General features: G+C 42.5%; 24 protein-coding genes. 21 read left to right on the top strand and 3 right to left on the bottom strand.

Going from position 1 to position 26,281, the window contains the following annotated elements; genetic code table 11:
- The first annotated feature begins 20 nt into the window (after nt 1–20).
- The gene (locus D6853_RS01900) at nt 21–1,136 is read left to right on the top strand and encodes a bifunctional glycosyltransferase family 2/GtrA family protein (protein WP_120656108.1); all 1,116 of its coding nucleotides are present in this window, start codon (nt 21–23) and stop codon (nt 1,134–1,136) included.
- On the opposite strand, the gene D6853_RS01895 is transcribed toward D6853_RS01900, so the two are convergent.
- Nucleotides 1,079–1,864, bottom strand: coding sequence for a type III pantothenate kinase (locus tag D6853_RS01895; protein ID WP_120656107.1), 786 nt, complete (start codon nt 1,862–1,864; stop codon nt 1,079–1,081). The genes D6853_RS01900 and D6853_RS01895 overlap by 58 nt on opposite strands.
- An 8-nt stretch (nt 1,865–1,872) precedes the next feature.
- The gene (locus D6853_RS01890; RefSeq protein ID WP_120656106.1) at nt 1,873–2,520 is read right to left on the bottom strand and encodes an ECF transporter S component; all 648 of its coding nucleotides are present in this window, start codon (nt 2,518–2,520) and stop codon (nt 1,873–1,875) included.
- 143 nt (nt 2,521–2,663) lie between these two features.
- Here D6853_RS01890 and coaBC point away from each other — a divergent pair, with 143 nt between their 5' ends.
- From coaBC to D6853_RS01855, 7 genes are all read left to right on the top strand, one after another.
- Nucleotides 2,664–3,875: a bifunctional phosphopantothenoylcysteine decarboxylase/phosphopantothenate--cysteine ligase CoaBC gene (gene coaBC / locus D6853_RS01885; RefSeq protein WP_120656105.1), complete on the top strand. Its 1,212-nt coding sequence runs from the start codon at nt 2,664–2,666 to the stop codon at nt 3,873–3,875.
- Between the two features lie 62 nt (nt 3,876–3,937).
- Nucleotides 3,938–4,717, top strand: coding sequence for a glucose-1-phosphate cytidylyltransferase (rfbF, locus tag D6853_RS01880; protein ID WP_120656104.1), 780 nt, complete (start codon nt 3,938–3,940; stop codon nt 4,715–4,717).
- A gap of 3 nt (nt 4,718–4,720) precedes the next feature.
- Nucleotides 4,721–6,589, top strand: a complete 1,869-nt coding sequence (locus tag D6853_RS01875; protein WP_120656103.1) for a thiamine pyrophosphate-binding protein — start codon at nt 4,721–4,723, stop codon at nt 6,587–6,589.
- 81 nt (nt 6,590–6,670) lie between these two features.
- Entirely contained in the window at nt 6,671–7,696 is a 1,026-nt protein-coding gene (locus tag D6853_RS15460) for a ribonuclease domain-containing protein (RefSeq protein ID WP_243108269.1), read from the top strand.
- Between the two features lie 42 nt (nt 7,697–7,738).
- Nucleotides 7,739–8,014 (top strand): barstar family protein, encoded by a 276-nt coding sequence (locus D6853_RS01865; RefSeq protein WP_120656102.1) that lies wholly within the window; start codon nt 7,739–7,741, stop codon nt 8,012–8,014.
- Nucleotides 8,015–8,048: 34 nt separating this feature from the next.
- On the top strand, nt 8,049–8,681 hold the full coding sequence (locus D6853_RS01860; protein WP_147367688.1) for a TlpA family protein disulfide reductase: 633 nt from the start codon (nt 8,049–8,051) through the stop codon (nt 8,679–8,681).
- An 18-nt stretch (nt 8,682–8,699) separates the two neighbouring features.
- A complete protein-coding gene (locus D6853_RS01855) occupies nt 8,700–9,665 on the top strand; it encodes a 4Fe-4S binding protein (protein ID WP_120656100.1) in 966 nt (321 codons plus the stop codon).
- 54 nt (nt 9,666–9,719) lie between these two features.
- On the opposite strand, the gene D6853_RS01850 is transcribed toward D6853_RS01855, so the two are convergent.
- Entirely contained in the window at nt 9,720–10,988 is a 1,269-nt protein-coding gene (locus D6853_RS01850; RefSeq protein ID WP_120656099.1) for an SLC13 family permease, read from the bottom strand.
- Nucleotides 10,989–11,126: 138 nt separating this feature from the next.
- Here D6853_RS01850 and D6853_RS01845 point away from each other — a divergent pair, with 138 nt between their 5' ends.
- The 13 genes from D6853_RS01845 to D6853_RS01780 all read left to right on the top strand — a co-directional run bounded on the left by D6853_RS01845 (nt 11,127) and on the right by D6853_RS01780 (nt 26,247).
- Complete coding sequence (locus tag D6853_RS01845; RefSeq protein ID WP_120656098.1) at nt 11,127–12,404, top strand: M18 family aminopeptidase; 1,278 nt, start codon at nt 11,127–11,129, stop codon at nt 12,402–12,404.
- Between the two features lie 44 nt (nt 12,405–12,448).
- Nucleotides 12,449–13,588, top strand: coding sequence for an SseB family protein (locus tag D6853_RS01840; RefSeq protein WP_158588638.1), 1,140 nt, complete (start codon nt 12,449–12,451; stop codon nt 13,586–13,588).
- A 133-nt stretch (nt 13,589–13,721) separates the two neighbouring features.
- Nucleotides 13,722–15,491, top strand: a complete 1,770-nt coding sequence (locus tag D6853_RS01835) for a hypothetical protein (RefSeq protein ID WP_120656096.1) — start codon at nt 13,722–13,724, stop codon at nt 15,489–15,491.
- Between the two features lie 143 nt (nt 15,492–15,634).
- Nucleotides 15,635–16,522 (top strand): chemotaxis protein CheX, encoded by an 888-nt coding sequence (locus D6853_RS01830; RefSeq protein ID WP_120656095.1) that lies wholly within the window; start codon nt 15,635–15,637, stop codon nt 16,520–16,522.
- A gap of 25 nt (nt 16,523–16,547) precedes the next feature.
- Nucleotides 16,548–16,901 (top strand): response regulator, encoded by a 354-nt coding sequence (locus D6853_RS01825; protein WP_120656094.1) that lies wholly within the window; start codon nt 16,548–16,550, stop codon nt 16,899–16,901.
- 70 nt (nt 16,902–16,971) lie between these two features.
- A complete protein-coding gene (ymfI, locus tag D6853_RS01820; protein ID WP_120656093.1) occupies nt 16,972–17,697 on the top strand; it encodes an elongation factor P 5-aminopentanone reductase in 726 nt (241 codons plus the stop codon).
- A gap of 13 nt (nt 17,698–17,710) precedes the next feature.
- Nucleotides 17,711–18,487 (top strand): HAD family hydrolase, encoded by a 777-nt coding sequence (locus D6853_RS01815; RefSeq protein WP_120656092.1) that lies wholly within the window; start codon nt 17,711–17,713, stop codon nt 18,485–18,487.
- Between the two features lie 117 nt (nt 18,488–18,604).
- Nucleotides 18,605–19,546 (top strand): thioredoxin-disulfide reductase, encoded by a 942-nt coding sequence (gene trxB, locus D6853_RS01810; RefSeq protein ID WP_120656091.1) that lies wholly within the window; start codon nt 18,605–18,607, stop codon nt 19,544–19,546.
- A gap of 68 nt (nt 19,547–19,614) precedes the next feature.
- Nucleotides 19,615–20,946: a C40 family peptidase gene (locus tag D6853_RS01805; protein ID WP_243108268.1), complete on the top strand. Its 1,332-nt coding sequence runs from the start codon at nt 19,615–19,617 to the stop codon at nt 20,944–20,946.
- 438 nt (nt 20,947–21,384) lie between these two features.
- A complete protein-coding gene (gene hpf / locus D6853_RS01795; protein ID WP_092244110.1) occupies nt 21,385–21,915 on the top strand; it encodes a ribosome hibernation-promoting factor, HPF/YfiA family in 531 nt (176 codons plus the stop codon).
- On the top strand, nt 21,912–23,999 hold the full coding sequence (locus tag D6853_RS01790; protein ID WP_120656088.1) for a CotH kinase family protein: 2,088 nt from the start codon (nt 21,912–21,914) through the stop codon (nt 23,997–23,999). Before hpf ends, D6853_RS01790 begins: the two co-directional genes overlap by 4 nt.
- A 181-nt stretch (nt 24,000–24,180) precedes the next feature.
- A complete protein-coding gene (locus D6853_RS01785) occupies nt 24,181–25,371 on the top strand; it encodes an acetyl-CoA C-acetyltransferase (RefSeq protein WP_120656087.1) in 1,191 nt (396 codons plus the stop codon).
- Between the two features lie 81 nt (nt 25,372–25,452).
- On the top strand, nt 25,453–26,247 hold the full coding sequence (locus D6853_RS01780) for an enoyl-CoA hydratase-related protein (protein WP_026514595.1): 795 nt from the start codon (nt 25,453–25,455) through the stop codon (nt 26,245–26,247).
- The last annotated feature ends 34 nt before the right edge of the window (nt 26,248–26,281 follow it).

Raw genomic sequence — 26,281 nt, 5'->3', positions numbered from 1 at the left:
ATTAAGCTAGAATGTAATAGATGAATAAAAGTAATGCACTAAAAGATAACTTAATACCTGTGATCATCCCTTCGTATGAGCCGGATGCAAGAATGACGACTCTTGTAAAAGAACTTGCGGCTGAGGAGAAGCTTGTGATCATAGTTGATGACGGAAGCGGTGAGGCTTACGAGAGCTTTTTTGATGAGTCAAAAGAGATTCTTGGAGATAACGGCATTATCCTAAGGCACGACGTGAACAGAGGAAAAGGTGCCGCTCTTAAGACTGCGTTTAAATATGTGCTTGATCACATGGAAGGAACGGTTGGAGTTGTTACAGCTGATTCTGACGGACAACACGCTGTTTCTTCGATAAATGATGTGTCAAAGGAGCTGTTAAGTAATCCCAATGCACTTATCCTCGGTGTCAGATGTCTTGATGGCGATGATATCCCATGGAAATCCAAGATGGGAAATAGGATTACCAAGAAGGTTACCGAATACGTCTCAGGACTGAATATAAGTGACACTCAGACCGGGCTTCGCGGAATCCCGCTTGATTTTATGAGAGAGCTTCTTGAAGTGAAGGGCGACAGATTTGAGTTTGAGATGAGAATGCTTCTTGAAGCAAAAGGGAAATATCCGATTATTGAAGTACCGATAAGTACGATATATGAGTCCAAGGATCATCACTCCACTCATTTTAATCCGCTTGCTGATTCTATAAGGATTTACAGAGTGCTTGGGGAGAGCTTTATACGGTATATATTTTCGTCTCTGTCATCGTGCGTTTTGGATATAGCATTGTTTTCTTTTTTATGTTTTCTTTTTAAAGGGAAATATGTGGGTTACATTGCGATATCTACCGTTATAGCGAGGGTGATCTCGGCAACGTATAATTTTGCGCTTAATTACAAGATGGTATTTAAGAGCAATGAAAAAATAGAAAAGGCAGCGATAAAGTATGTTGTCCTTGCCGTTATTCAGATGGCACTCAGCGCATTGTTGGTAACGCTGGGAGTAAGGTGGCTTGTTATCGTGCCGGAGACGGTTGTAAAGATCGTAGTGGACACGTGCCTTTTCTTTATAAGCTACAAAATTCAGCAGAAATTTGTATATATTTCGCGCAAACCTTTCATGATGAGATCGGGTTCGTAAACAGTTTTTGACCTGTCCTTAAACCAAGGAAGAACGAATCCGGCGTTTCCGCCTGTAAGGACGAGAGTTGCGCCGCTCATGTCGGGGGATTCGCAGAGTTTATTTACTGTTTCCGAAATCATGGAAGCGGTTCCGACTACTGCTCCTGTTAGGATAGAAGAAGGCGTGTCATAACCTATGAGAGAATCCGATTCTTTTGCCTGTATTAAAGGAAGATGAGGGACTCTTTCGTGAAGAGCATCCAGTGATGATTGAATGCCCAGAGTTATCATACCTCCGATGAGGTTTTTATTTGAGTCTACCGCTGATATCGTTGTGCAGGTACCCAGGTCGCAAACTATTACAGGCGTATTGTAAAGCTTTGCTGCGCCTACAATGTCGGCTATCCTGTCTGCACCGAGACTTTTTTTGTCATATATATCCAAATTGATTTCAAGATCAAGATTGCAGTTTACAATGATAGGATTGCAGCCGGTAACAGTATGAAGGGCCTCTTTTGCAGCACTTTCAATACTTGGAACAACACAGGAAATAACGGAGCCCGTAATGAGCTCCGTTTTCTTGTTGCCCGTTTCTGACATAAGAACGGAAGAAAAAGCTTCTGTAAGATCTGCGGAAGTGGCATTTTTGTCAGTAGCAAAACTCTTAAGCATAGTGGCTTTATCACCATTCCATAAGCAAGTCGCTATATTTGTATTTCCTATATCAACAGTCAGTATTTTTTCCATGATAATATTTATGCTCTGTGAAGCACTTTTGAAAGTACAAGTCCGAGAGTTCCGGCAAGAACGCAGCCGATAACTGCTTCAACGGTTGCCTGAACACCAACCAATGCGATCACGAATGACAAAGGACCGGTTGCATTCTTTGTTGCTGCAAGCTCCTGTATAAAGTCTGAATGATAAAAGAAAATGCAGAGAAGTCCCATGAAGAAAACTGTGTTAAAAAGAGGCATGAGAAGGCCGGTTATGAAATATGAAGCCTTACCCAGAGGGCTCTTTTTAAGAACTTGGAAAAGATTACTTACGATAAATGCGTCAAGGAATCTGGCTAAAACAGCAGTCAAAAATACTCCGACGGGATTTACGTTAAAAAGTGTTGAAAGAAGTCCGCTTTCTCCCGTGAGAGCGGTAAAAAAGCTGTTGAGTCCGAAAACAAGTCCGCATACAACACCGGCAGTAGGGCCGATCAACATTGCTGCGAGTGCAACGGGTACTGTTACGATTGAAACTTTAAGAAAAGGTGTGGGGATTGTTCCCAGGAAGGTGTTACCCATGATGAGCGTTACTGCGATCATAAGGGCAGTCTCCACCAAATAGAGTGTTTTGGTACTGAGTCCTTCTGACGCTTTAGTCTCGCGGCTCAGTGATGATGTGTTTTGCATATTTAGTTCTCCTTAGAAAAAAGCTACCGTTTCAAATCTTTTTGAATACAGTGCGTAATAAATATATCATAGATGTGGTAAAATGTCAGGGTGAAATCATAAGAAATATGATCATAGCGGAAAAGAGATAAAAGGAGAATCCGATGTTACAGGGAAAAAATGTAATTCTTGGAGTGACAGGTGGAATAGCGGCATACAAAGCGGCGGATCTGGCATCAAAGCTTGTCAAGCAACATGCTAATGTAGATGTAATAATGACAGAGAACGCGACCAGGTTTGTGACGCCCCTTACCTTTGAATCCATAACTCATACCAGATGCGTTACGGATACCTTTGATAGGGGTACATACTACGAGGTAGAGCATATAGCGCTGGCAGATAAGGCCGATATTCTTGTGATCGCGCCTGCTACTGCCAATTGCATAGCAAAGCTAGCCTGCGGTATTGCAGATGATATGCTCACGACCACGGCGCTGGCGTGCGACTGCGTCAAGATCATTGCTCCTGCGATGAATACCAAGATGTATGAAAATCCTGTGACTCAGAGAAATATTCAGACTCTTCGCGAACTCGGATATATTATCATAGAACCGGGTGAGGGATTCCTTGCCTGCGGAACAGTCGGAAAAGGAAGAATGGAAGAACCTTCCGTCATAGCAGATGTGATCGTTCAGGAGATAGCTTGTGAAAAAGACATGTCGGGAGTGAAGGTACTTGTGACTGCCGGCCCGACTATGGAAGCAATCGATCCTGTCAGATATATTACCAATCATTCTACGGGTAAAATGGGCTTTGCCATTGCCAAGGCGGCTGCAAGAAGAGGGGCAGAGGTTACCCTTATAACAGGAAAGACTTCGCTCGAAAAACCCAAATTCGTAAAGGTTGTGGAAATAACATCCGCAGAAGATATGTATAAGGAAGTGACAAAGAGATCTGCTAAGCAGGACATAATAATTAAGGCAGCAGCTGTCGCTGACTATACACCTGTTTCTACCGCAAGTGACAAGATCAAGAAAAAAGAATCCGATTCCGCTAAGGATATGAGCATTCCTCTTAAGAGAACAAAAGATATTTTGAAATATCTTGGAGAGAATAAGAAAAAGGGACAGATTCTGTGCGGCTTCTCCATGGAAACAAAAGATCTTTTGAAAAACTCAAGAAAAAAACTCGAGAAGAAAAATCTTGATATGATATGCGCCAATAATCTAAAAGATAAAGGCGCAGGCTTCGGCGTTGATACCAATGTTCTTACGTTTATAACAAAGGACAACGAAGAAGCACTCGAGTGCATGAGTAAGGATAAGGCTTCCGAGCTTCTTTTATCAAAACTTATGAATATGAGGAAAAATTTGTAATTTTGGGATATATTTTGTATCATAAAGGATAACATTTTGGTTATTTTTAGTGAGGTTTAGAAATGAAAGTTGTAATACTTGCCGGAGGTTTCGGCACGAGAATAAGTGAGGAGAGTCATCTTCGTCCAAAGCCGATGATCGAGATAGGCGGCAAACCTATCTTGTGGCATATCATGAAGGAATATTCTTATCACGGCTTTAATGAGTTTATCATATGCGCAGGTTACAAACAGGAGGTTATCAAGGAGTATTTTGCCAACTACTATCTCCACAACTGCGATGTGACTTTTGATTTTGCAAACAGCGGACAGACAACCTTCCATTCACAAAAGGCCGAGCCTTGGAAAGTAACGGTTGTCGATACAGGCTACAGTACCATGACGGGTGGACGTATCAAGAGGATAAAAGAGCATGTCGGAAATGAGACGTTTTTTATGACATACGGTGACGGTGTCTGCGATATAGATATGAACGACCTGCTTAAGTTCCATAAGAACCACGGAAAGATTGCCACGGTTACTGCTATTTTGGCCGGACAGCGTTTCGGTGTATTTGATATAGACAAGAATGACACATCCGTTGTAAAAGATTTCAGAGAAAAGGCAAGCATGGACGGCGCAAGAATTAACGGCGGATATATGGTTCTAGAGCCCGGAGTTTTCGATTATATTGAGGGCGATGCAACCTTCTTTGAAAAAGAGCCTATGCATAATCTTGTAAAGGACGGAGAAATGGCGGCGTACAAGTACGACGGTTTTTGGAAGTGCATGGATACAGCAAGAGAAAGGGATGAATTATCGGAGATGATAGAGGGCGGAAGAGCGCCTTGGATCAAGTGGTAAATTATGAGAGTTTCAGATTATATTGTTGATTTTTTGATAAAGAGGGGCGTCACCGACTGCTTTACGGTAGTAGGCGGTGGCGCTATGTATTTAAATAATTCTTTTGGACATACTGAAGGGATGAAGTGCACTCATTTTCATCATGAACAGGGTGCTGCGATCGCTGCGGAAGGTTATTCCAGATATGAGAATAAAGTTGCCGCGCTTTGCGTAACTTCAGGCCCCGGTGGAACAAATGCGATCACCGGAGTTATCGGCGGTTGGCTTGATTCGCTGCCTATGTTTGTAGTCAGCGGTCAGGTTCGTTATGACACAACAGTACGTTATTGGAAAAAGAACTTTGGCGGAGAATGTGCGGCACAGGCAGGCTGCAACGAGTATGCCCCGAGAGCTATAGGCGATCAGGAGTATGATATTACAACTATGACTTCGCATATCTGTAAATATGCGGTAATGCTGGAAGATCCTACGGATATAAGATATCATCTCGAAAAAGCATGGCATCTTATGAATACGGGAAGACCAGGTCCTGTGTGGATAGACGTACCTGTCAATTATCAGGCTGCAGAGATTAACCCGGATCAGCTTAGAGGATATGATCCTTCCGAAGATATCGATGAAAAGAAAGTAAGCGAGGCCAAGCTTGATGAGAATATAGACAAAGTTCTTGAAATGCTTAAAGAAGCCAAGAGACCTGTTATCTACGCTGGCGGTGGAATTCGCATTTCGGGCGGGTTTGATGCTTTCAGAAAAGTAATTGATAAGCTGGGAATTCCGGTTTGCACATATTGGAATTCGATTGATGTAATTGAATCCGACAACCCGCTTTACTGCGGACGCGGAGGTAACATGGGAGACAGACCCGGAAACTTTGCTATTCAGAATTCCGATCTTGTTCTCGTGCTCGGAAGCAGACTATCAATAAGACAGGTCGGCTATACATGGGATACATGGGCAAGAGCAGCTAAAGTAGTCATGGTTGATATTGATTCTTCCGAGATGGATAAACACACACTTCATGTTGATTTTAAGATTCATGCAGATGTAAAAGAATTCCTTGAAAGACTATATGATAAGCTTGCCAGTTTAAGTGACCCAAAAGCGGAATATCTTTTTGCCAATGATGAATGGAGAGCTCAGTGTATCAAGTGGAGAGAGAAGTATCCTGTTGTTTCTGATGAGCAGCTTCACACCGGCAATAAGCTTGTAAATGTATATGGATTTATAAAGGCTCTTTCAGATAAGCTTCCAAGTGGTAGCCTAACGGCCGTAAGTAACGGCGCTTGCTGCGTTGCAGGTCATCAGAGCTGGACAATCAAAGCCGGAACGAGATTTATTATTAACAACGCTGTGGCAAGTATGGGATACGGACTTCCCGCCGCAATAGGTTTATGTATATCCGCAGGTAAGAAGGAGACAATATGTCTTGAAGGAGACGGCAGTATCATGATGAATCTGCAGGAGCTTCAGACTATAGTTACCAACAAGCTGCCTGTTAAAATATTCCTTATAAACAATGAGGGTTATCATTCCATAAGATTAACTCAGAATAATCTTTTCTCTGATTATTCAAAGTGCGGAATAGGCCCTGAGAGTAACGATCTTGCTTTTCCTTCGTTTGAGAAGATTGCGGGAGCGTTTGGATATAGCTATGTTGGAATTCATTCGGGAGATGAACTTTCGGAAAAGCTGGATGAGGCTTTAAAGACTGATGATCCGGTGCTTTGTGAAGTGTTCACCGATACAGACCAGGTATGGGCTCCAAAGAGTTCCGCAAGGAGACTTCCTGACGGAACACTGACAAGTCCTCCGCTGGAAGACCTTGCACCTTTCCTTTCAAGAGAGGAGCTTGCGGAGAATATGTTTATCTGATGATAACAGCGAAATAATACATTAGGGGAGATATAACATGTAACCGAAAACGCTTAATAAAAGGAAAAAGGGAAATCATATATGAAAAAACAAAACGGAATAACTAAATATTTTATCGGGGCAATTCTACTTGTTGCTTTATTTATCTTTTTTGCCTCTTCACGTGGAAAAACGCAGTTAGACACAGAAGGGCAGACCGGAGGAGGAAGCAGCTATGTTGAAGGAGAAGGCTCTTTTGAAGGAGCACCTGACGACATGGGAGGCGATAGCCTTGGCGGCGCCGAATTCGGTGAAGCAGGCGGCGGTGATTTTGCAGGGCCCGATAGTGGCGGTGGTTCTGCCGACCTTGGGGAAGCTGGTGGCCCGGAGCTTGGTGGCTCGGGGACAGGAAGCATGGGAAGCGGCAGTCCTCTTAGTGCGGGACCTTCGATCGGAGGAGATACTTCCGGTGGCGGCGACGTGCAAAGTGTCGGTACTATAGGAGGTGCCGGCGGAGACGCAGCAGGTGCCGATATGCAGGATTTAGGAAGCGCCGGAAAGGAACCGGCCGGTAATTCGACAGGATCGTCGTTTACAGGTGGATATTCGGCAAGCTCTGCAGGTGGTGGTTCCAAGGTGGGAAGCCCGTCATCAAAGACTGATACCCAAAGTACTATCGGCTCCGGATTAGGCAAGTATTCTTCCAAGAAGGATGATAGTAAGCCTAATGAGGATTTTTTTGAGGACGATTTCCCTGACGAAAATGACGGAGGCGAACCGGAAGCCAAAATTCCCGAGGGCGGAACATATACATCCAAGCAGGAGGTGGCGTTATATCTTCACACGTATCATAGGCTTCCTTCCAATTACATCACCAAAAAGCAGGCCAATCAGCTTGGATGGAATGGCGGAAGCCTTGAAAAGTTTGCTCCCGGAAAATGTATCGGAGGAGATTTCTTTGGAAACTATGAGGGCAGACTTCCCGAAGATCACGAATACCACGAATGTGATATCGATACACTGAAAGCTGACAATCGTGGAGAGAAGAGATTGGTTTACTCCGATGATTTCCACATTTACTATACAGACGATCATTACACTACTTTTGAACTTTTGTATGAACCATAAACGGACGCACATATTGTATTAGGGAAATACGGAGGAAAAAGCATGGGAAGTGTTTTTTATATAGATCTGTCTGAGGTTATGACCAAAGAAGAACTACAAGATATTCTGGTAAAAGAACTTCCGCTTCCCGATTATTACGGAAAGAACCTGGATGCGCTTAACGACGTTCTTACCGAAAGCGGAAATGGCTGGAATATAATTTTTTACAATACTAAATTTGCTGCCGTGAAGCTCGGAAAATACTTTGATGCATTAAAAAGATTATGCAAAGAAGCGGCAGAAGATATGCCGGAGCTTAAAATAAGATTTTTTGAGTAATGACAATATTTTTTTTAAGAAAGGAAAGAGAAAAATGAGAAAGATCAAGGAATTATGCGTTGTAACAGCTATGTGTCTGAGTTTTGCAAGTTTGACTGCGTGCGGAGCAGCCGCTGAGAATGGGGATTCTCAGGAGGATGAAGTAAGTATCGAGGAAACAGTTGATACTGAAGTTGATGTTGAGGAAAGCACGGAAACAGATTCCGAGGAAGAAGTAGCAGATGTGGGAGAGCTTAAGGAACTTGCTCAGGGAGACAAGGCTCCTGACTTTACCGCGGAGCTTGTTGACGGTACGGAATTTAAGCTTTCAGAACATGAGAATGAAGTAGTCCTTCTTAATTTCTTTGCTTCATGGTGCCCTCCTTGCATGGGAGAGATGCCTGCATTTGAGAAGCTTAAGAAAGATAATATCGAAGGCTTGTCAATTCTATGCGTAAACTGCATGGAAGATAAGGCAACCGTTGATCAGCTTGTTAAGGACGAGGGATATACATTCCCTATCGCTTACGATGTAGAAGGCAAAATAGGACAGCTCTATCCTACGGAGGGTATTCCTTATACTCTTGTTATCAAAAACGGAGTTATTGAGAAGATTTATCTCGGAGCAGATGGTGCGGATGCACAGTATGCAGAGTACAAGAGCGCAGTTGAAGAGTGCATGAAGTAAAGATAAAAAGAGGTACCGATGAAAGGTAAGGAGCATTTCAAGCAGTTTTCAAGACGCTATGTACAGCTTATGGCGGCGGTCTTGTATAACTTTAATGTTAAAGGCTTTGCAGAGGGCAAGATCTGGAAAGGTAACAGTAAAGGAATGTGCGTGCCGGGACTGAACTGTTATTCATGTCCCGGTGCGATTGCTTCATGTCCACTTGGAAGCTTGCAGTCTGCGCTTATATCATCTAAGTATAAATTTCCATATTATTTACTTGGTACGATTTTACTAATGGGATTATTTCTCGGAAGATTTACATGCGGCTTTTTGTGTCCTTTTGGTTTGATACAGGAACTTCTTGATAAGATTCCTACACCAAAGATAAAAAAGAGTAATGTCACAAGAGGTATTTCATGGATCAAATACGCATTGCTTTTGATATTTGCGATACTTATTCCGGTGTTTTATTCCGCACCCGGATTTTGTAAATACATTTGCCCTGCCGGAACTTTGGAAGCGGGAATTCCGCTTACAATTATGCAGGAAAAACTAAGACCGATGCTTGGCTTTATATTTAGCTGGAAAATTTTCATGCTTGTTTCGATAGTGGTGCTATGTATTTTTGCTTATAGAGGCTTCTGCAGATTTATATGTCCGCTTGGCGCGATATATTCTTTTTTTCAGCCGATCTCTTTTTTCGGAATACAGGTTGATGAGAAGAAATGCACTCACTGCAACGCCTGCGTTCGCAGTTGCAAAATGGATGTGAAAAGAGTCTGTGACAGAGAATGTATACAATGCGGTGAATGTATAAAACATTGCCCTGAAGATGCTATTCATTTTGGGGTGAGAAAAATAAACAGTAAAAAAAGAATGTTGCAGATTGTAGTATTTGCATTGGCAGTCGTTATTATAATTATTGGCTTAAATAATAACGGGTTTAACGATGTAAAAAATAAAGCTATCAGGCTATGCTATGAATGTATTGGTATCGGATAATGATTAAAAAAGGGCTTTCGCTTTATGATTAAGATCAAAGCGAAAGCCTTTATTTTATGCATATACAAACCAGATAAACAGATAGCCGACAAAAACAGCCGTAAGCGTAAACGGAACTCCGATCCTCATGAAGTCACCAAAGCTTACCTCGTACCCATCTTTTCTCAGCATTCCGACACCTGCGATATTGGCGGATGCTCCGATGGGAGTTAAGTTACCGCCGAGTGTTGCTCCGATCAAAAGACCGAAGTATAAAAGAATCGGATCTGCGTTCATAACTTTAGAGAGACTGTAAAGTACCGGAAGCATCGTTGCTACATACGGTATATTATCAATAAATGCAGATACGGCAACGGAACCAAATACAATTACCGTATAGAGAAGGAAGACATTTCCTTTTCCCGCTGTTGCAATCATGTTCGCAAGATCATCTATGATACCCACGTTTGCTACTCCCGCTATTACACAGAAGAGTCCTGCAAGAAGGAGCATAGTGTCATAGTCGATAGCTTTAAGTGAATGCCACATGCTGTCTGTTCCTTTTGAAATCTGTATCTCCCAAATGATATTGATGATACCGCATACCATACAGATCACACCGTTTGTAATCTCGGGCTTGTTCTGGAAGAAAGAAGCAATAACGAGAAATACTACGTGACCGAGCATCGTTATCGTGGGAACATAATCTGTTACTACTGTGTTTTCGTTTGAATGTACAGGTTCTTTATCTTTTCTGAAGAGATACATCATAATAGGAACGGTTGCGAGAGCACCGAGTTCAACGGCAAAGAAGATTCCGGGGTGACCGTTCATCCAGAAGAAGTCGTTGAAGTCCATGTGTGCGGCGCCTGCCAGCATGATGGAAGTTGTATCACCTACAAGAGTCGCAGCACCCTGAAGATTGGATGAAACCGCAATACAGATTATCATGGGTACCGGTGATATCTTGAGCTTTTTGCAGATCGCAAGTCCTACGGGAGCAACCATTAGAAGCGTTGCAACGTTGTCTATAAATGCCGAGATGATTCCGGAAAACAGCGACATAAAAATCGTAACCCACATAACGTTGGGGGCGAGTTTTAAAAGCTTATCCGCTATTAAGTTTGGCATCTTGGATTCTATGAAGTAATCGACGATGACCATCGTGCCAAAGATCATCATTAGAATGTTCCAGTCTATAGCACCGAACACTTTATTTATTGGAAGGATCCCCAATATCACGAAGACTACTGCGGTCGAAAGAGCGACTATCGCACGTCTCTTCGGCAAAGTGATCATAAGAATATACATCAGTATAAATAGAATTATTGCTATGGTTTTCAATTCAGAATCTCCTCATAAAAAACATGAATTATAAAATTCGATATAAAGCAATACTACGTAAGAAAAATGCATTTGTCAAACAAATCGTGCCATCTAAAAAAGGCGTGCTATAATTTAAGTAATCACCGGAGGTGCTATATGAGTAAAAAGATTGCAAAAGATATGTTGAATTTCATAGATAAGAGCCCAACCTGTTTTCATGTGGTTGAGAATCTAAAGGAGAAGCTTGTAAAAGAGGGCTTTACGGAGCTTAAGGAGAGCGAAGAGTGGAAGCTCAAGGCGGGAAAGTACTTTGTTACCCGTAATGATTCTTCCGTTATTTCTTTTAAGATTCCCAAAAAAGACTTCAAGGGCTTTTACATGATCGCAAGTCACAGCGATTCTCCTTCATTTAAGATAAAAGAGAATCCCGAAATGGAGGGCAGCGGAGCTTACGTTAAGCTCAATACGGAGAAGTACGGCGGTATGCTCTGTGCGCAGTGGTTTGACAGACCCCTTTCCGTGGCGGGAAGGCTCATGGTTAAATCAAAGAAAAAGGGCTATAAAACCAAGCTTGTAAATGTGGACAGGGATCTTCTTATGATACCTTCACTTGCAATCCATATGAACAGAGAGGCCAATGACGGATACAAATACAATCCGCAGGTTGATATGATCCCGGTATTTGGTGATTCCGAAGCCAAGGATAAGTTTTTTGATGTGATCGCCAAAGCCGCAGGAGTGGAAAAAGATGAAATATTGGGACACGATCTCTTTTTGTATAACAGGGTAAAACCCACATTCTGGGGCGCCAATGAGGAGTATCTCTCAAGTTCAAGGCTCGACGATCAGGAGTGCGTATATACCACATTTGAGGGATTTCTTAATTCCGGGGATTCCGATAATGTTGCGATGCACTGCGTATTCGACAACGAAGAAGTCGGAAGCGGAACAAAGCAGGGCGCGGATTCCACATTCCTTAAGGATACGCTTATCCGCATAAATGAAGCTCTTGGTAGAAACAATCAGCAGTACTACACTGCGGTCGCAAACAGCTTTATGATATCCGCGGACAATGCGCATGCGGTTCATCCAAACCATGCCGATAAGGCGGACCCTGTAAACAGACCGGTTATGAACAAAGGTATTGTCATTAAGTACAATGCCAATCAGAAGTACACAACAGATGCTGTTTCCGCGGCGTTCTTTAAGCTTATTTGCGAAAAGGCGCAGGTGCCGTTCCAGACTTTCACCAATCGCTCCGATATCGCGGGCGGTTCAACGCTTGGAAATATCTCAACCGCACAGGTATCTGTAGATACAGTGGATATAGGGCTTGCACAGCTTGCCATGCATTCGCCGTATGAATCTGCGGGAAGCTTGGATCCTGAATATTTGGTAAAGGCAGCTAAGGTATTTTACGAATATAAGAATTGATGCTTTTGTAAAGCATAAGAAATAATATGAAAGAGGTTTTGCAAATGGGAATTTTTAATCTTTTTTCCAAAGACAACGGAAAAGACGTAGAGGAGGCTTTCGAAAAAGAGAAGGCAGCAGAAAAGGAAAAAGCAATTGAAGAAGTAAAGAAGGCACATGAGAATCTCAGGTGGCCCGTGGTTTCCAGAATAAACAAAATAAACATAAAGGACGCCGAATGCGAGTTTTTGGAAGATACTGTGACTTTAGAGCGCAAGAATGAGATCGGCGTGCTTATTTATGAGGAAGATATAGATACTAATGTGATAAAAGAGCTGACTTCGCAGGAACTTTTATTTCTTTTGACAACTCTCGAAGCATATCATAAAGAGTCACCGCTTCCCGAATATGAGAAAAATCACAGAAAAGTTTATAACGAAGTACTTAATAGGATAAGAAATGCCGAAACGCTGTTTGTTCTCTATGATGCGGGGACAAGATATCCATTCATAGACGGCGGCTTTGTCAATGTCTATTTTGAAAAAGACCTTGCAAGTAAGGCTGCTGCACTCTATATGAAGCAGTTCAGAAAGATTGTCGTAAATGAGGTTAAGAATATAAGCGATGCATCGTTGGGAAAAGGCTTTTTTGACTATCTCTATTACATAGGAATTGAGAATCTGATAATCGATAACGGTGCCTATAAGGCCAAGTTTAAGAGAAATGAGATTGTTATGGCGGTAGGAGACTGGAAGGGCAATACAGGTAACGAACCAGTCAATCCTGCGCTTAATTTCACTATGCTGGATTTTATTACCGAGCTTTCATGGCCGGTTAACTATGAGCAGAAGTCTGAGGTTCTTAAGGCAAAGGAAGCGAGGATGGTCGCTTGTATCAAGAAGGGCAATTTTATTGTGCCCATGCAGCATGAGGGAGATGTTGAAGTACTTGAAGACGGCAGAATGAAGCCCGGAAAGGACACTAAATTCAAATTCCCTGTGATAAAGACAAAAGAGGGAAAAGAGTATCTTCCGATATTTACCGACGGGCTCGAGTTTTCCAAGAAGCTTAACGGAAGCGGATGGAATGCGGCTGTATTTAAGTATGCCGATGTTATCAAATTTGCAAAGGATAAGGACGGTATAAGGATCAATCCGGACGGTCAGGGAATCGTTATTCCAAAGGAGAGGATGGAAGCTATTTAACAAAAATATTAAAAATGTAACCTGCTGTGTAAAAAACACTTTTCATTTCACTAAAAACATTATATAATTGTGCAAATAAAGGGAAATATTTTATTAAGTATTTTGGATTTTTTGTTGAGAGGAGAAGTGTGAAATGAGTGAAAGAAGGTTTGATCCAATGACCGGGGAGCCGATCGATCAGCCGACGGAAAATGTTAATCCGTCAAATCAACCTGTAAATCAACAGGTGGGGAATATCAATCAGGTGAATCAGCCTGTAAATCAGCAAGCAGGAAATGTTAATCAGGCAAATCAGCCGCAGTGGCAGAATCAGCAGAGCTTTAACGGTGCACCGCAAAATTTCGGAGCACAGCAGGGACAGGCTCAGCAGGGATTTCCCGGCGCGCAGCAGAATCAGGCGCAGGGACAGTTTGGCCAGCAGTTTCAGCAGCAACAAGGCTCTTTTGCTCAGCAGGGTAATTTTCAGCAGCAGGGCGGCTTCGGTCAGCCTCAGTTTGGTAACGGGGCGCAGCCTTTTGGCGGAAACAATGTTCCTCCACAGGGAAATGACAAGAAGAAGCTGTTTATTATTGGTGGCATTGTAGCGGCGTTTGTAATTCTTCTTATAGTTTTCAACGTTGTTATTGTCATGAACAGAGGCAAAAAGGATGACAACGCTGCAATCGCAGCGTCGGAAGAAGCTACGGTTCCGACACCTGTTTTTTCTCAAGAGGATGACGAATCAACTGATGAGGCTACGACAGAAGCAACTGAAGCGGTTGAAGAGAAAGAAGAGGAAAAAGAAGAGGAAAAAGAAGAGCAGGCTTCAGTACCTCACGCAGAGGCTGATCCCAACGCCATTTCTTCTTTTAGCGCATATGGAAAGACATATTCTCTTCCCGTAAGGGTTCAGGAACTTATAGACGATGGTTGGCAGTTCAACAAGGACAGTGATTCCAAGATATTACTCGGTTCCGGAGATTATGAGATTGTCTATTTGCTTACCCCCGATGAGAAACCGCAACAGATCGATGTACATGTAACCAATTTCTCAATTGATGCCAAGGAACTGGGCGAAGGTTATATTACTGAGATTACTTTCTATAATTTTATCGTGGATAAGACCAATATGGATCTTTCATTCCATGGTGGTGATTTAAAGCTCAATGAGTCTACTAAGGAAGATGTTGTAGCTATCTTTGGTGATGCTGACAGAGACTATGACGGAAGTACTTCATATAGTATTACATATGAAGTAGCCAATGATACCGATCTCATGACCAGAGTAGAAACTACATATAATTTTGAAAAAGAGAACGATAAGCTTTCACGTGTTTCTTTAACCAATCAGGAAAAGCCCTCAGATATGGGAGAAGAACAGGTAAGCGGTGATGAGCCTGAGTACCTTAGCAAGTACAAGGCGCCCTCTTCTCTTGGGGACGATCTTTTATCCGGAAATATTTCGATAAGCGGTAAAGTATATAATGTGCCTGTTCCGCTTAAGGTACTTATGGAAGACGGATGGAGTTTTGGCGGTGATGAGACTGATACGGTAGGAGCCGACTCCGGATATGCAGTTACTCTTGCAAAGGGAGACGAGCGTCTGTATGTAACAGCATATAATTTCACTACAAGCGCATGCTATATGAAGTACACGATCGTAACTTCGATTACATATTATCCTTCAAGCTACCATAAGCTTGAAATTGAATTACCCGGTGGAATAAAAGGAACATCAACTAAGGATGATCTGGAAGCATTACTTTCATCAAAGGGAATTACAAATTACGAATATGATAAGAGCTACGGACGCTATACAATTCCGCTCGATCAGAACGATAGAAACAGAATTGATATCCATGTAAGCGATGACGGAAAAATGGAGTCAATTGAAGTTAGAAATATTGGTTGGATCTTAGAATAATAGTTAATTATTGATAGCTTGTTTATAAACGGATTTTAGTCTACAATATTATTGTAGGCTATTGTCCGTTTTTTATTTCATAGGACTTCCTATGGGATAAAAGTTCATAAGACAGAACACTAAATTCTGATAGGAGCGACAACATGTTTGATCGTTTAATTGGCGTATATTTGTTAGAACAAGGCTTACTTGATAAAAATCAGATTGCGGAAGCGTATCGCTTGCAGGAATCCAACAGGGCCAAGCTTGGAGTCATAGCGGTGTCCGAGAAGCTTATGTCCATTGCTCAGGCTGAGCAGGTAAATGCCATGCAGGCATCTATGGACAAGCGCTTTGGTGATATAGCCGTAGAACGCGGTTATCTGACAGAAGCTCAGGTCAGCCGACTCTTGGAACTTCAGGGCAATTCATATTTGGCTTTCATACAGGCAATCGTGGATCTTGGATATCTTTCCATGGAAAAACTCAGAGAGGTAGAAGAGGACTATCAGATATATAACGGTTTTACCGAGACCGATATGGCTGCATTAAAGAGCGGTGAAGTCGAAAAGATAGTGCCTATTTTTCTTGGAACCGACGATCCCGTGTACAGATCGATGTTCTCTATGGGAATAAAGAATATGTACAGGCTTGTGGACAATCATATTTTTGTCGGGAAAGCTTATAAGGCTTCTGCTATAAAAGAAGAGGTGCTGGGCCTTCAAAAGTTCCATGGAGATCAGAAGGCAGTTGTTGCCATTTCCGGTAAGTACGAAGACGTACAGAGGATGGCGATTGCATATACAAAAGAAGAATTCATTGAAACTAAAGAGGATGCTCTTGATGCCATCTGCGAGCTTATAAACTGTATAAACGGTCTGTATGCTACGGAGCAGAGCAGGTATGATACTCGTATTGAACTTGAACCTCCGAATTTCTATGTATCTTTTCCCGAGGCAACCTGTGAGGAATTCATGGTTATGCCTATCTACATATGCGGAGGCGAAGTAAAATACTTTATTGCTGTATCCAAAGACATTGAAGTTAAGTAAAACGGCTATGCCGGAGGGTGAGTAGATGAAAAGTGTATTGATAGTAGATGATTCAAGAACTTCAAGAAGAATACTCAGAGATATCCTGGAAAGAGCGGGCTTCAATGTTGTCGGAGAAGCCGTGGACGGACAGGAAGGGTTTGATGAGTACGTCAAGCTTAATCCCGATATTGTGACGATGGATATAACGATGCCGGGGGTTGACGGAATAGAATCACTTAAACTCATTAGAAAGAACAATCCCGATGCCAAGGTTGTTATGATAACGGCTGCGGGACAGAAAGAAAAGATGATGGAGGCGGTTAAGTTTGGGGCGGTTGAATTTGTGGCGAAGCCCTTTGTTGAAGAGACCGTCATAGACGCATTATCTAAGTGCTGAAAAAATTTGATTTACGAACCGCCTTACAGTATCATGTAAGGCGGTATTTCTTTTTTATTAAAAAGGTGAAATGATGAACAGAAAAGTATTGATCACAGGAGCATCAAGAGGAATCGGAAGAGCAATCGCCGAGAGCTTTGCAAAAGCAGGAGATGAGCTTATTCTGACATGTATAAACAGTGTAGATGAGCTTAGGCTGTATGCAAAAGAGCTTTCCGATAAGTATGACATAACGTGCCGCGCTTTTGCATGCGATGCGGGTGACTATGATTCGGTAAAAGAGCTTTTTGGAGGAATAGACGATATTGATATTGTTGTAAATAACGCGGGAGTGGCTTTTCTGGGTCTTTTAACAGATATGGAAAAAGAGGATTGGAGAAGACTATTGTCTACCAACCTTGATTCTCTATATAATACTTCCAAGTTTGCGATTCCGATGATGGTAAAAAAGCAAAGTGGTAAGATAATAAACATATCCTCAGTGTGGGGTGAAGTCGGAGCTTCATGTGAAGTTGCATACTCTGCATCCAAGGGCGGCGTTAATTCTTTTACCAAAGCGCTGGCAAAAGAGCTGGCTCCAAGCGGAATACAGGTCAATGCGATAGCTTGCGGCGTGATCGATACGGATATGAACAGAAAGCATTTATCGGAAGATGATATAAAGGAGCTTGAAGAAGAAATCCCGATGGGAAGAATGGGGGAGGTGCAGGAAGTGGCGGATCTTGCACTTATGATAGCCGATGCACCCGCATATATGACGGGACAGATTATTACGCTAGACGGCGGATGGATTTGATTGGAGAATTTTAATGGTTTTATTTTTTGACATTGACGGAACACTGTGGGATTACAAGAACTGGATCCCCGACACTACCAAGGAAGGAATAAAAAGGGCTAAAGAAAACGGCCACAAGTGTTTTTTGAACTCCGGAAGAGCAAGATCTTTTATCAGTAATAAAGAACTGCTCGGACTTGGCTTTGACGGAATCGTATCAGCCTGCGGCTGTATGATAGAAAACGACGGCGAGATTATTTTCAACAGACTTATAAGCAGCGAGGATGCGATCAGAACTGTCGAGACAGTGAATCGCTATAATTTCAAATCGATACTCGAAGGCCCGAGATATCTTTACCTTGAAAGAAGCAATTTTGAAGGTGATATGTACGGCGAGAAAGTAATGGCCGAGATGGGCGACAGATTGAGAGGCATCAACGATAATTGGGGCAAATGGGAGATGAACAAGCTTTCATGTGCAACCGTCGGATGTGATACAAAGAGCTGTTTTTCGGAGCTTTCCGATCTGTATGATTTCATTATTCATAACGAGGCGATCGTTGAGATGGTACCGAAGGGATTTAATAAAGGAACGGGAATCGAGAAGGTCTGCGAACTTTTATCTGAGGATATCAGTAATACCATTGCTTTCGGTGATAGCGTAAATGATATGGATATGCTTGAAGTGGCCGGCAAGAGCGTTGCGATGGGACGCTCCGCGGATGAAGTAAAAAAAGTGGCCGATTTTGTCACGACATATCTGGAAGAAGACGGAATCTGGAACGCTCTTAAGAAGTTTGACCTTATTTAAAGAACTCATGTACTGAAAGACCTTTACAAAATAGAAAATGGTGATACAATTAGATTGCACACAATCTAATATATTTTATGTGCATTGTTTGTTGTTTGGTTTTAAAAGGAGGTCATTATGTACGATCTTATAATAATCGGATCCGGTCCTGCGGGATTATCTGCAGCTGTTTATGCCAAGAGAGCCGGACTTAACATGCTTATAATAGAGAAAAATCCCGTGAGCGGAGGCCAGATAATCGATACCTATGAGGTTGACAATTATCTTGGAATCCCGGGGGTCAACGGCTTTGATCTTGCCATGAAATTCAGAGAACACGCAGATAAGCTTGGTGCAGAATTTGCAGACGGAACGGTTACCGGCATCAAATGTATCAGTGAAGGCTCCGATACCAAAGCTCCGGTATACAAGATAGAGACTGATTCCGGGGAATACGAGACACATACAGTGATACTGGCGGCAGGAGCCAATCATTCCAAGCTCGGAGTTCCCGGCGAAGAAGAATACATAGGAAAGGGAGTTTCTTACTGTGCTACCTGTGACGGCGCTTTCTACAGAGGAAAAGTAACGGCGGTAAACGGCGGCGGAGATGTTGCTGTAGAGGATGCCATCTTCTTATCCAGATTTGCCGAGAAAGTATATCTTATTCACAGAAGAGATGAGCTCAGAGCAGCCAAGATACTTCAGGATGAGCTTTTTGGGATCAAGAACATCGAGGTTATCTGGGACAATGTTGTAAAAGAGATAAAAGGAAAAGATAAAGTCAATAGCCTTTTGATCGAGAACGTAAATAATAAAGAAGAAAAAGAGCTTCCGGTAGACGGGATATTCGTTGCAGTAGGCATTCATCCTTCTACAGACGTATTTGCCGACTTGGTAAAATGTGATGAAAACGGGTATGTGATCGCGGGAGAAGATGGAGCTACAAATGTGCCCGGAATTTTCGCTGCGGGAGACCTTCGAAAAAAGAGGCTACGCCAGATAATTACAGCGGTTGCGGACGGTGCAAATACTGTCACAAGTGTACAAGATTTTCTCGTTGGAAAGGCCAAAAGTTGACAAAATGACTAAAATGACGTATTCTGAAAGGGTGCAACAAATTTGTAACAACTATTTGGAGGATTATATTGAAGAAACAAGCTATGAAGATCGCGGCTTTTTGCCTTGTATCTACCATAACATTTGTAACTATAAATGAATATTCATTCGCTTCTTCGGGTAAAGTTACCAGCGTGCTTCCACAGGCGGGTATTTCTTATGCCCTCGGAAGCAATCAGGTATCTCTTTCCAATCTTCAGCAGTCTATGGAAGAGGATACCAATGATTCTAAGACTGAGACTTCTATTTCCGGAGTGAGCAAGTCGGTCGTTGAAGATATCGAATCTTCAGAAGCAGTTACCGACGAAACTCCATCCGCATCTACAATCACCGACAGCATCCTTAGGGATATTCAGTCAGCTACAGGCGCAGTCATTGATAAGCAAACTGAAAAAGAAAAAACTGAAGAAGAGGAAGAGGTAGAACTTTTCAAGACTCTTGTTATCGCGCAGGTTGATCATTACGTAAATGTTAGAGACAGCGCAAGCGAAGACGGTGAGATAGTCGGTAAATTGTACGACAAGTCCGTTGGTACTTTTATAGAAGAAGAAAACGGTTGGTACAAGATTAAATCCGGTAAGGTAGAAGGATATGTAAAGGCAGAGTTCTGTGTAACCGGTGATGAAGCTGTAGAGCTTGCCAAGAAGGTCGGTACCAGAATGGCGACCGTTACAACAACCACCCTTCATGTTAGAAGCGGCCCGAGTACCGATGATAAAGTAATCGAGCTTATTCCCAAAGGTGATGAGCTTGTTGTTGATGAAGAGCTTGACGGATGGGTTAGAGTTAACGTCGAGGAAGGTGAAGGATACGTATCTCTTGATTATGTAGACCTTTGGACAGACTTTGTAAAAGCCGAATCCAAGGCAGAAGAGGAAGCTCGTCTTGCTAAAGAGAAGGCAGAAAGAGAAGCAGCCAATAAAGCGGCTAAGGCTAATACTTCAAAGGATAAGGCTGATGGCGGCAATTCAGGTAAGTCATACAATTCAGCTGCTTCATATACAACCGAGAGCAGTTCTATCGGTTCTGCGGTTGCTCAATATGCTCAGCAGTTTGTCGGCAATCCTTATGTATACGGTGGATCATCGCTTACAAACGGAACCGATTGCTCAGGATTTGTTATGAGTGTATATGCTAACTTTGGTGTTAGCTTACCTCACAGCTCAGGTGCTGACAGAAACGTTGGATCAGCCGTTGACGGTCTTGCTAATGCACAGCCCGGTGATATCGTATGTTACTCAGGTCACGTTGGTATCTATATCGGTAATGGTCAGATCGTACACGCTTCAACAGCTAAGACAGGTATTAAGATATCTGATGCAGGTTATCGTTCTGTACTTGCTGTCAGAAGAATTTTCTAAGCTGATAGACCGGACAAAGTTTATATGGATAATTCAAGACACCGAATTCGGGATTCCGAATTCGGTGTTTTTTCAAGCCCTAAAATCTTTTAATTCACATTTTCTCTATTATGCACATAAAGCCAAATGTCAACAGGCTTTGCGAATATTTTTGATATTTTTTCAGGGGAAGTTATCCACATTTTTTTGGAAAAAAATGGCTAAAAATGAACTTATACACGAAGTTATCCACTTTATCCACAAAATGTGGAATTTGAAAGTAAATTTTATGCAATGCAAAACACCTGGTGTTTTTTGTGCACTTTTTACAAAAAGCCCTATTTATGCAAAAGAATCTGCCTCAAATCGCTCTTATAAATTGCACTTCGAGATCAGAAGATGATATACTGTATATATACAAAAAACGGCGTTCTTAGCCGCAGTAAAGGGGATGATTGCATGAAATTTACTATCATTGGAAAGAACATCAATGTAACACCCGGATTGAAGGCAGCAGTCGAAGAGAAGATTGGAAAGCTCGAGAAATACTTCACACCCGATACTATTGCCAACGTCACATTAAATGTCGATAAGGAGAGACATAAGATCGAGGTTACCATTCCTGTTAAGGGCAAGATCATTCGTGCCGAGCAGGTGAGCAATGATATGTACGTATCTATTGACTTAGTAGAGGAAATTATAGAGAGACAGCTCAAAAAGTATAAGAGCAAACTCGTAGACAAACAGCAGGCCGAGGCCAGCAATTTTAAGAAAGAATATATCGAGAGCGAATACATGGATGAAGAGGCTATTCGCATCGAGAGAATGAAAAAGTTTGATCCCAAACCCATGTATGCAGAGGATGCATGTGTTCAGATGGAACTCTTGGGACATAACTTCTTTGTATTTGTTAATGCAGAGACCGATCAGGTTAATGTAGTTTATAAGAGAAAGGGCAACACTTACGGATTGATCGAACCTGAATTATGATACTTAAGTTTTTTTCAAACAAATACAGAAGGATAGGCTTACTGATTGGGTTGCTGACAACCGGCGCAGCAACCCTTTTTTATTGTGAACAAAAAGATGATGAGCCTGCGATCTGTATAAACGAAGTTTGTGGGTACAATTTTTCTGTGGCTGCAGATGAATTCGGTAATTATTCCGATTACATAGAAATCTATAATCTCTCAGACGAAGAGATTGACAAGGACTACTATCTGTCCGATTCCAAGAAAAATCTAAAGAAGATAAAAATAGAGACTCCGATTGCACCCGGAGAGTACCGTGTTATCTGCCTTTCGGGGGAAACGGCTCCTTTTAATATAGATAAACATGGCGAAACCGTTTATCTTAGCACCGATGGCGGACGCGTTGTTGATGCTGTTGCTGTTCCGCTTCTTCCATATGATGTGTCTTTTTCCAGGAAAAAAGACGGAACGGGAGATTTTGATACTTTTGAGGGAACACCCGGGCAGACAAATGAGGGTGCCAAATTTGCTGAGACGGAGCTTATCAAAGAACCTGAATTTTCTATAGAAGATGGCTTTTATAATGAAGGAACGCAGCTTAAATTATCCGCCGGTTTTTTTGATACTGTTTATTATACCGATGACGGTAGCGAACCAACCGAGAATTCCAAAAAGTACAAGGCACCGATAAAGTTATACGACGCAAGCACCAATGATAATATGTATGCCAACGTGAAAATGTATCCGACTTATAGGGCACCGGATTACAAGATAGATAAAGCGAATATTATCAAGGCTATAGCGGTGAACAAGTTCACGGGTAAAAAGAGCAAAGTCGTGAGCCATGTTTATTTTGTAGGATTTGATGAAAAACCACAGTACGATGGCGTTGAGATAATGTCTCTTGTATTTGATCCGGCAAGCCTTTTTGATTACGAGAAAGGTATATATACGCTTGGAAGAAAGTATGAAGAATACAAGAAAAGGGGTGGCTTCGAAAATTTGCCCGATGAAGTGGTACCTGCAAGTTTTATTGATGAGAACGGTGAAGAAGTAAATCGTTTTGAATATACCAATTCATCAAACACCGGAAGGGAGTGGGAGCGCCGGGCGACCATGACGGCTTTTGATGAAAATCGTGATATCACTGATAAAAAAGATATCGGAGTCAGGATTGCCGGAGAATCTACAAGATTTGTATTTCAAAAATCATTAAATCTCTACGCGAGAGATATCTATTCAGACGAAGGTTTTTTTACCTGCGGATTTAACGAAGGGGAAAAGAAGCTAAGGCTTCGAAGAGGTGATGGAAGAATATTATTCCAGGAGGCCTTTTTGCATTCCGTTCTTGATAATATGGGTATCGCGAACAGTGCATCCCGTCCTTGCGCACTGTTTTTAAACGGCGAGTACTGGGGCGTATACACTCTTCGTGAGCAATATGATGAGAAATATTTTGAGTACAATTATGGTATTGATCCCGAAGACTTGTGTGTGATAAAGAACGGTGAGGCAGAGTTTGGCGATAGGCTTGCGAAGGGTGATTATAGGAAATCCATAGACAGTCTTGCGTACTTTGATCTTTCTGATGATAAACAGGCAGAGCTTGTGGAATCTTCCGTCAACGTTGACAATATGATCGATTACTTTTGCGCGCTTTTGTTTTTTGATGATGAGGACATAGATCCCGATCACAACCAGATTTTATATAAGGACAAGGACGGCGCGTGGAATTGGGCGGCTTATGATCTTGATGTTACTTGCGGAGATCCTTCTTTTAATACTATTTCATATTACAGAGATAAGGGCGAGGAGATGTTTCTCCCGGGCTGTATGTATGAAAGTGAGGGATTCAAAGACAGATTCAGAGATAGGATGAGCATACTTTTGGAGAATGAACTTTCCTATAAGAATCTGCACGAGCTGCTTATGGAATATGATCATATTTATAGAAAGCAGAACATTGAAACGTACAGAAGATTTGAAAATCCGAATTACAGCGAAGCGGATTATGAAAAAGATCTTATGAAGCTGGATGATTTTTTGAAAGAAAGAGGAGCGTATATTATAGAGTATTTAGAGGAAGATTTAGTACAGTATTGATAATCCGCACAACATGATGTGTAGTGGAAGAAGCCCGTTCTTTTCCTTGCATTTGAATGGGTGGTATGCTAAAATAAACCTGTTCTGATAAAAATTTGTCAATCAGATCAAAAATGAAAAATTAATAAGAAAATACAAATTAAAAAGGGCGAGAAAAGCCCACAAACGGAGGTATTACGTTATGGCACAGAAGGTAGTATTAGCAGGCGCATGCAGAACCGCCATCGGCAAAATGGGCGGAGCACTCAGTGGCACTCCTGCAGCTGAACTTGGTTCAATCGTTATCAAGGAGGCACTTAATCGTGCAGGTGTTAAACCTGAGCAGGTTGATGAAGTACTTATGGGATGCGTTATCCAGGCAGGTCTCGGACAGAACGTTGCAAGACAGGCTTCAATCAAGGCAGGTCTTCCAATTGAGACTCCTGCAGTTACACTCAATGTAGTATGCGGCTCAGGCCTTAACTGTGTTAACATGGCAGCCGACCTTATCAAGGCAGGCGAGGCTGATATAGTAGTAGCAGGCGGTATGGAGAACATGTCAATGGCTCCTTACGCACTTCCCAACGCACGTTTCGGATATCGTATGAACAACGGAACTGTTGTTGATACAATGGTAAACGATGCTCTTACAGATGCATTCAATCACTATCACATGATGATCACAGCAGAGAATATCTGCGACAGATGGAACCTCACAAGAGAAGAGCTTGACGCATTCTCAGCTAATTCTCAGCAGAAGTGCGAGAAGGCTATGGCAGACGGCAAGTTCAACGATGAGATCGTTCCCGTTCCCGTAAAGGTTAAAAAAGAAATCGTAGACTTCAAGGTTGATGAGGGCCCTCGTGCCGGCACAACAGCTGAGTCTCTTTCAAAGCTTAAATGCTGCTCAGGAAAAGAAGGTGGACTTGTAACAGCAGGTAACGCTTCAGGTATCAACGACGGTGCAGCTGCTATCGTTGTTATGAGCGAAGAGAAGGCTAAAGAGCTCGGAATCAAGCCTATGGCTACATGGGTAGGCGGAGCACTTGCAGGTGTTGAGCCTGAGGTTATGGGTATCGGCCCTGTTGCAGCTACAAACAAAGTTCTTAAGAAGACAGGTCTTTCACTTGACAATATCGATCTTATCGAGGCTAACGAGGCTTTCGCAGCACAGTCTGTTGCTGTAGCTAAGGATCTTGGCTTTGATATGAACAAGGTTAATGTTAACGGTGGCGCTATCGCACTCGGACATCCCGTTGGAGCATCAGGATGCCGTATTCTTGTTACTCTTCTTCACGAGATGGGCAGAAGAGCAGATGCTAAGAAGGGTCTTGCTACTCTTTGCATCGGTGGCGGAATGGGATGCGCTACAATCGTTGAGAAGTACGAATAATCCTATAAATCAATGACGCGATAGTCTGCCGTGTTTTCAGGGCAGACTATTGTGCGCTCAAAATAAAAAGGAGAAGAAAACATGAGTTTTGTAAATTGCGAAGTTAAAGACAAGATCGCTGTTATAACCATCAATCGTCCTGAAGCGCTCAACGCGCTTAACTCACAGGTTCTTGATGATCTTGGCGCTGCTTTTGACAGCATTGACGTTAATGTTGTAAGAGCCGTTGTTCTTACAGGTGCAGGAGACAAGTCATTCGTTGCAGGTGCAGACATCGGAGAGATGAGCACACTTACTAAGGCTGAGGGCGAAGCTTTCGGTAAGAAGGGTAACGATGTATTCCGTAAGATTGAGGAGTTCCCTCTCCCTGTTATTGCTGCAGTTAACGGATTCGCACTTGGCGGCGGATGCGAGATCTCAATGAGCTGCGATATTCGTATCTGCTCAGAGAATGCTATGTTCGGTCAGCCTGAGGTTGGTCTCGGAATCACACCCGGATTTGGCGGAACACAGAGACTTGCACGTCTTATCGGCGCGGGAATGGCTAAGCAGCTTATCTACACAGCACGCAACATCAAGGCAGATGAGGCTTACAGAATCGGTCTTGTAAATGCTGTATATCCTCAGGAAGAGCTCCTTGCAGCTGCTGAGAAGATGGCATCACAGATTGCTGCAAACGCACCTATTGCTGTACGTGCTTGCAAGAAGGCTATCAACGACGGTCTTCAGACAGATATCGATGCAGCACTTGTTATCGAGGAGAAGCTCTTTGGTTCTTGCTTCGAGACAGAGGATCAGAAAGAAGGAATGGCTAACTTCCTCAGAAAGAAAGATGATCCCAAGAAGGTTAAGGTCGTAGACTTCAAGAACGCATAAATACGCGAAACAATCACATTAACATAGACAATGA

It is taken from the genome of Butyrivibrio sp. X503 (genome assembly GCF_003625475.1).
Taxonomy (GTDB): Bacteria; Bacillota; Clostridia; order Lachnospirales; family Lachnospiraceae; genus Butyrivibrio.
Note: the sequence above shows the minus strand (reverse complement) of the source record. Positions and strands in the feature narration are given on the sequence as shown.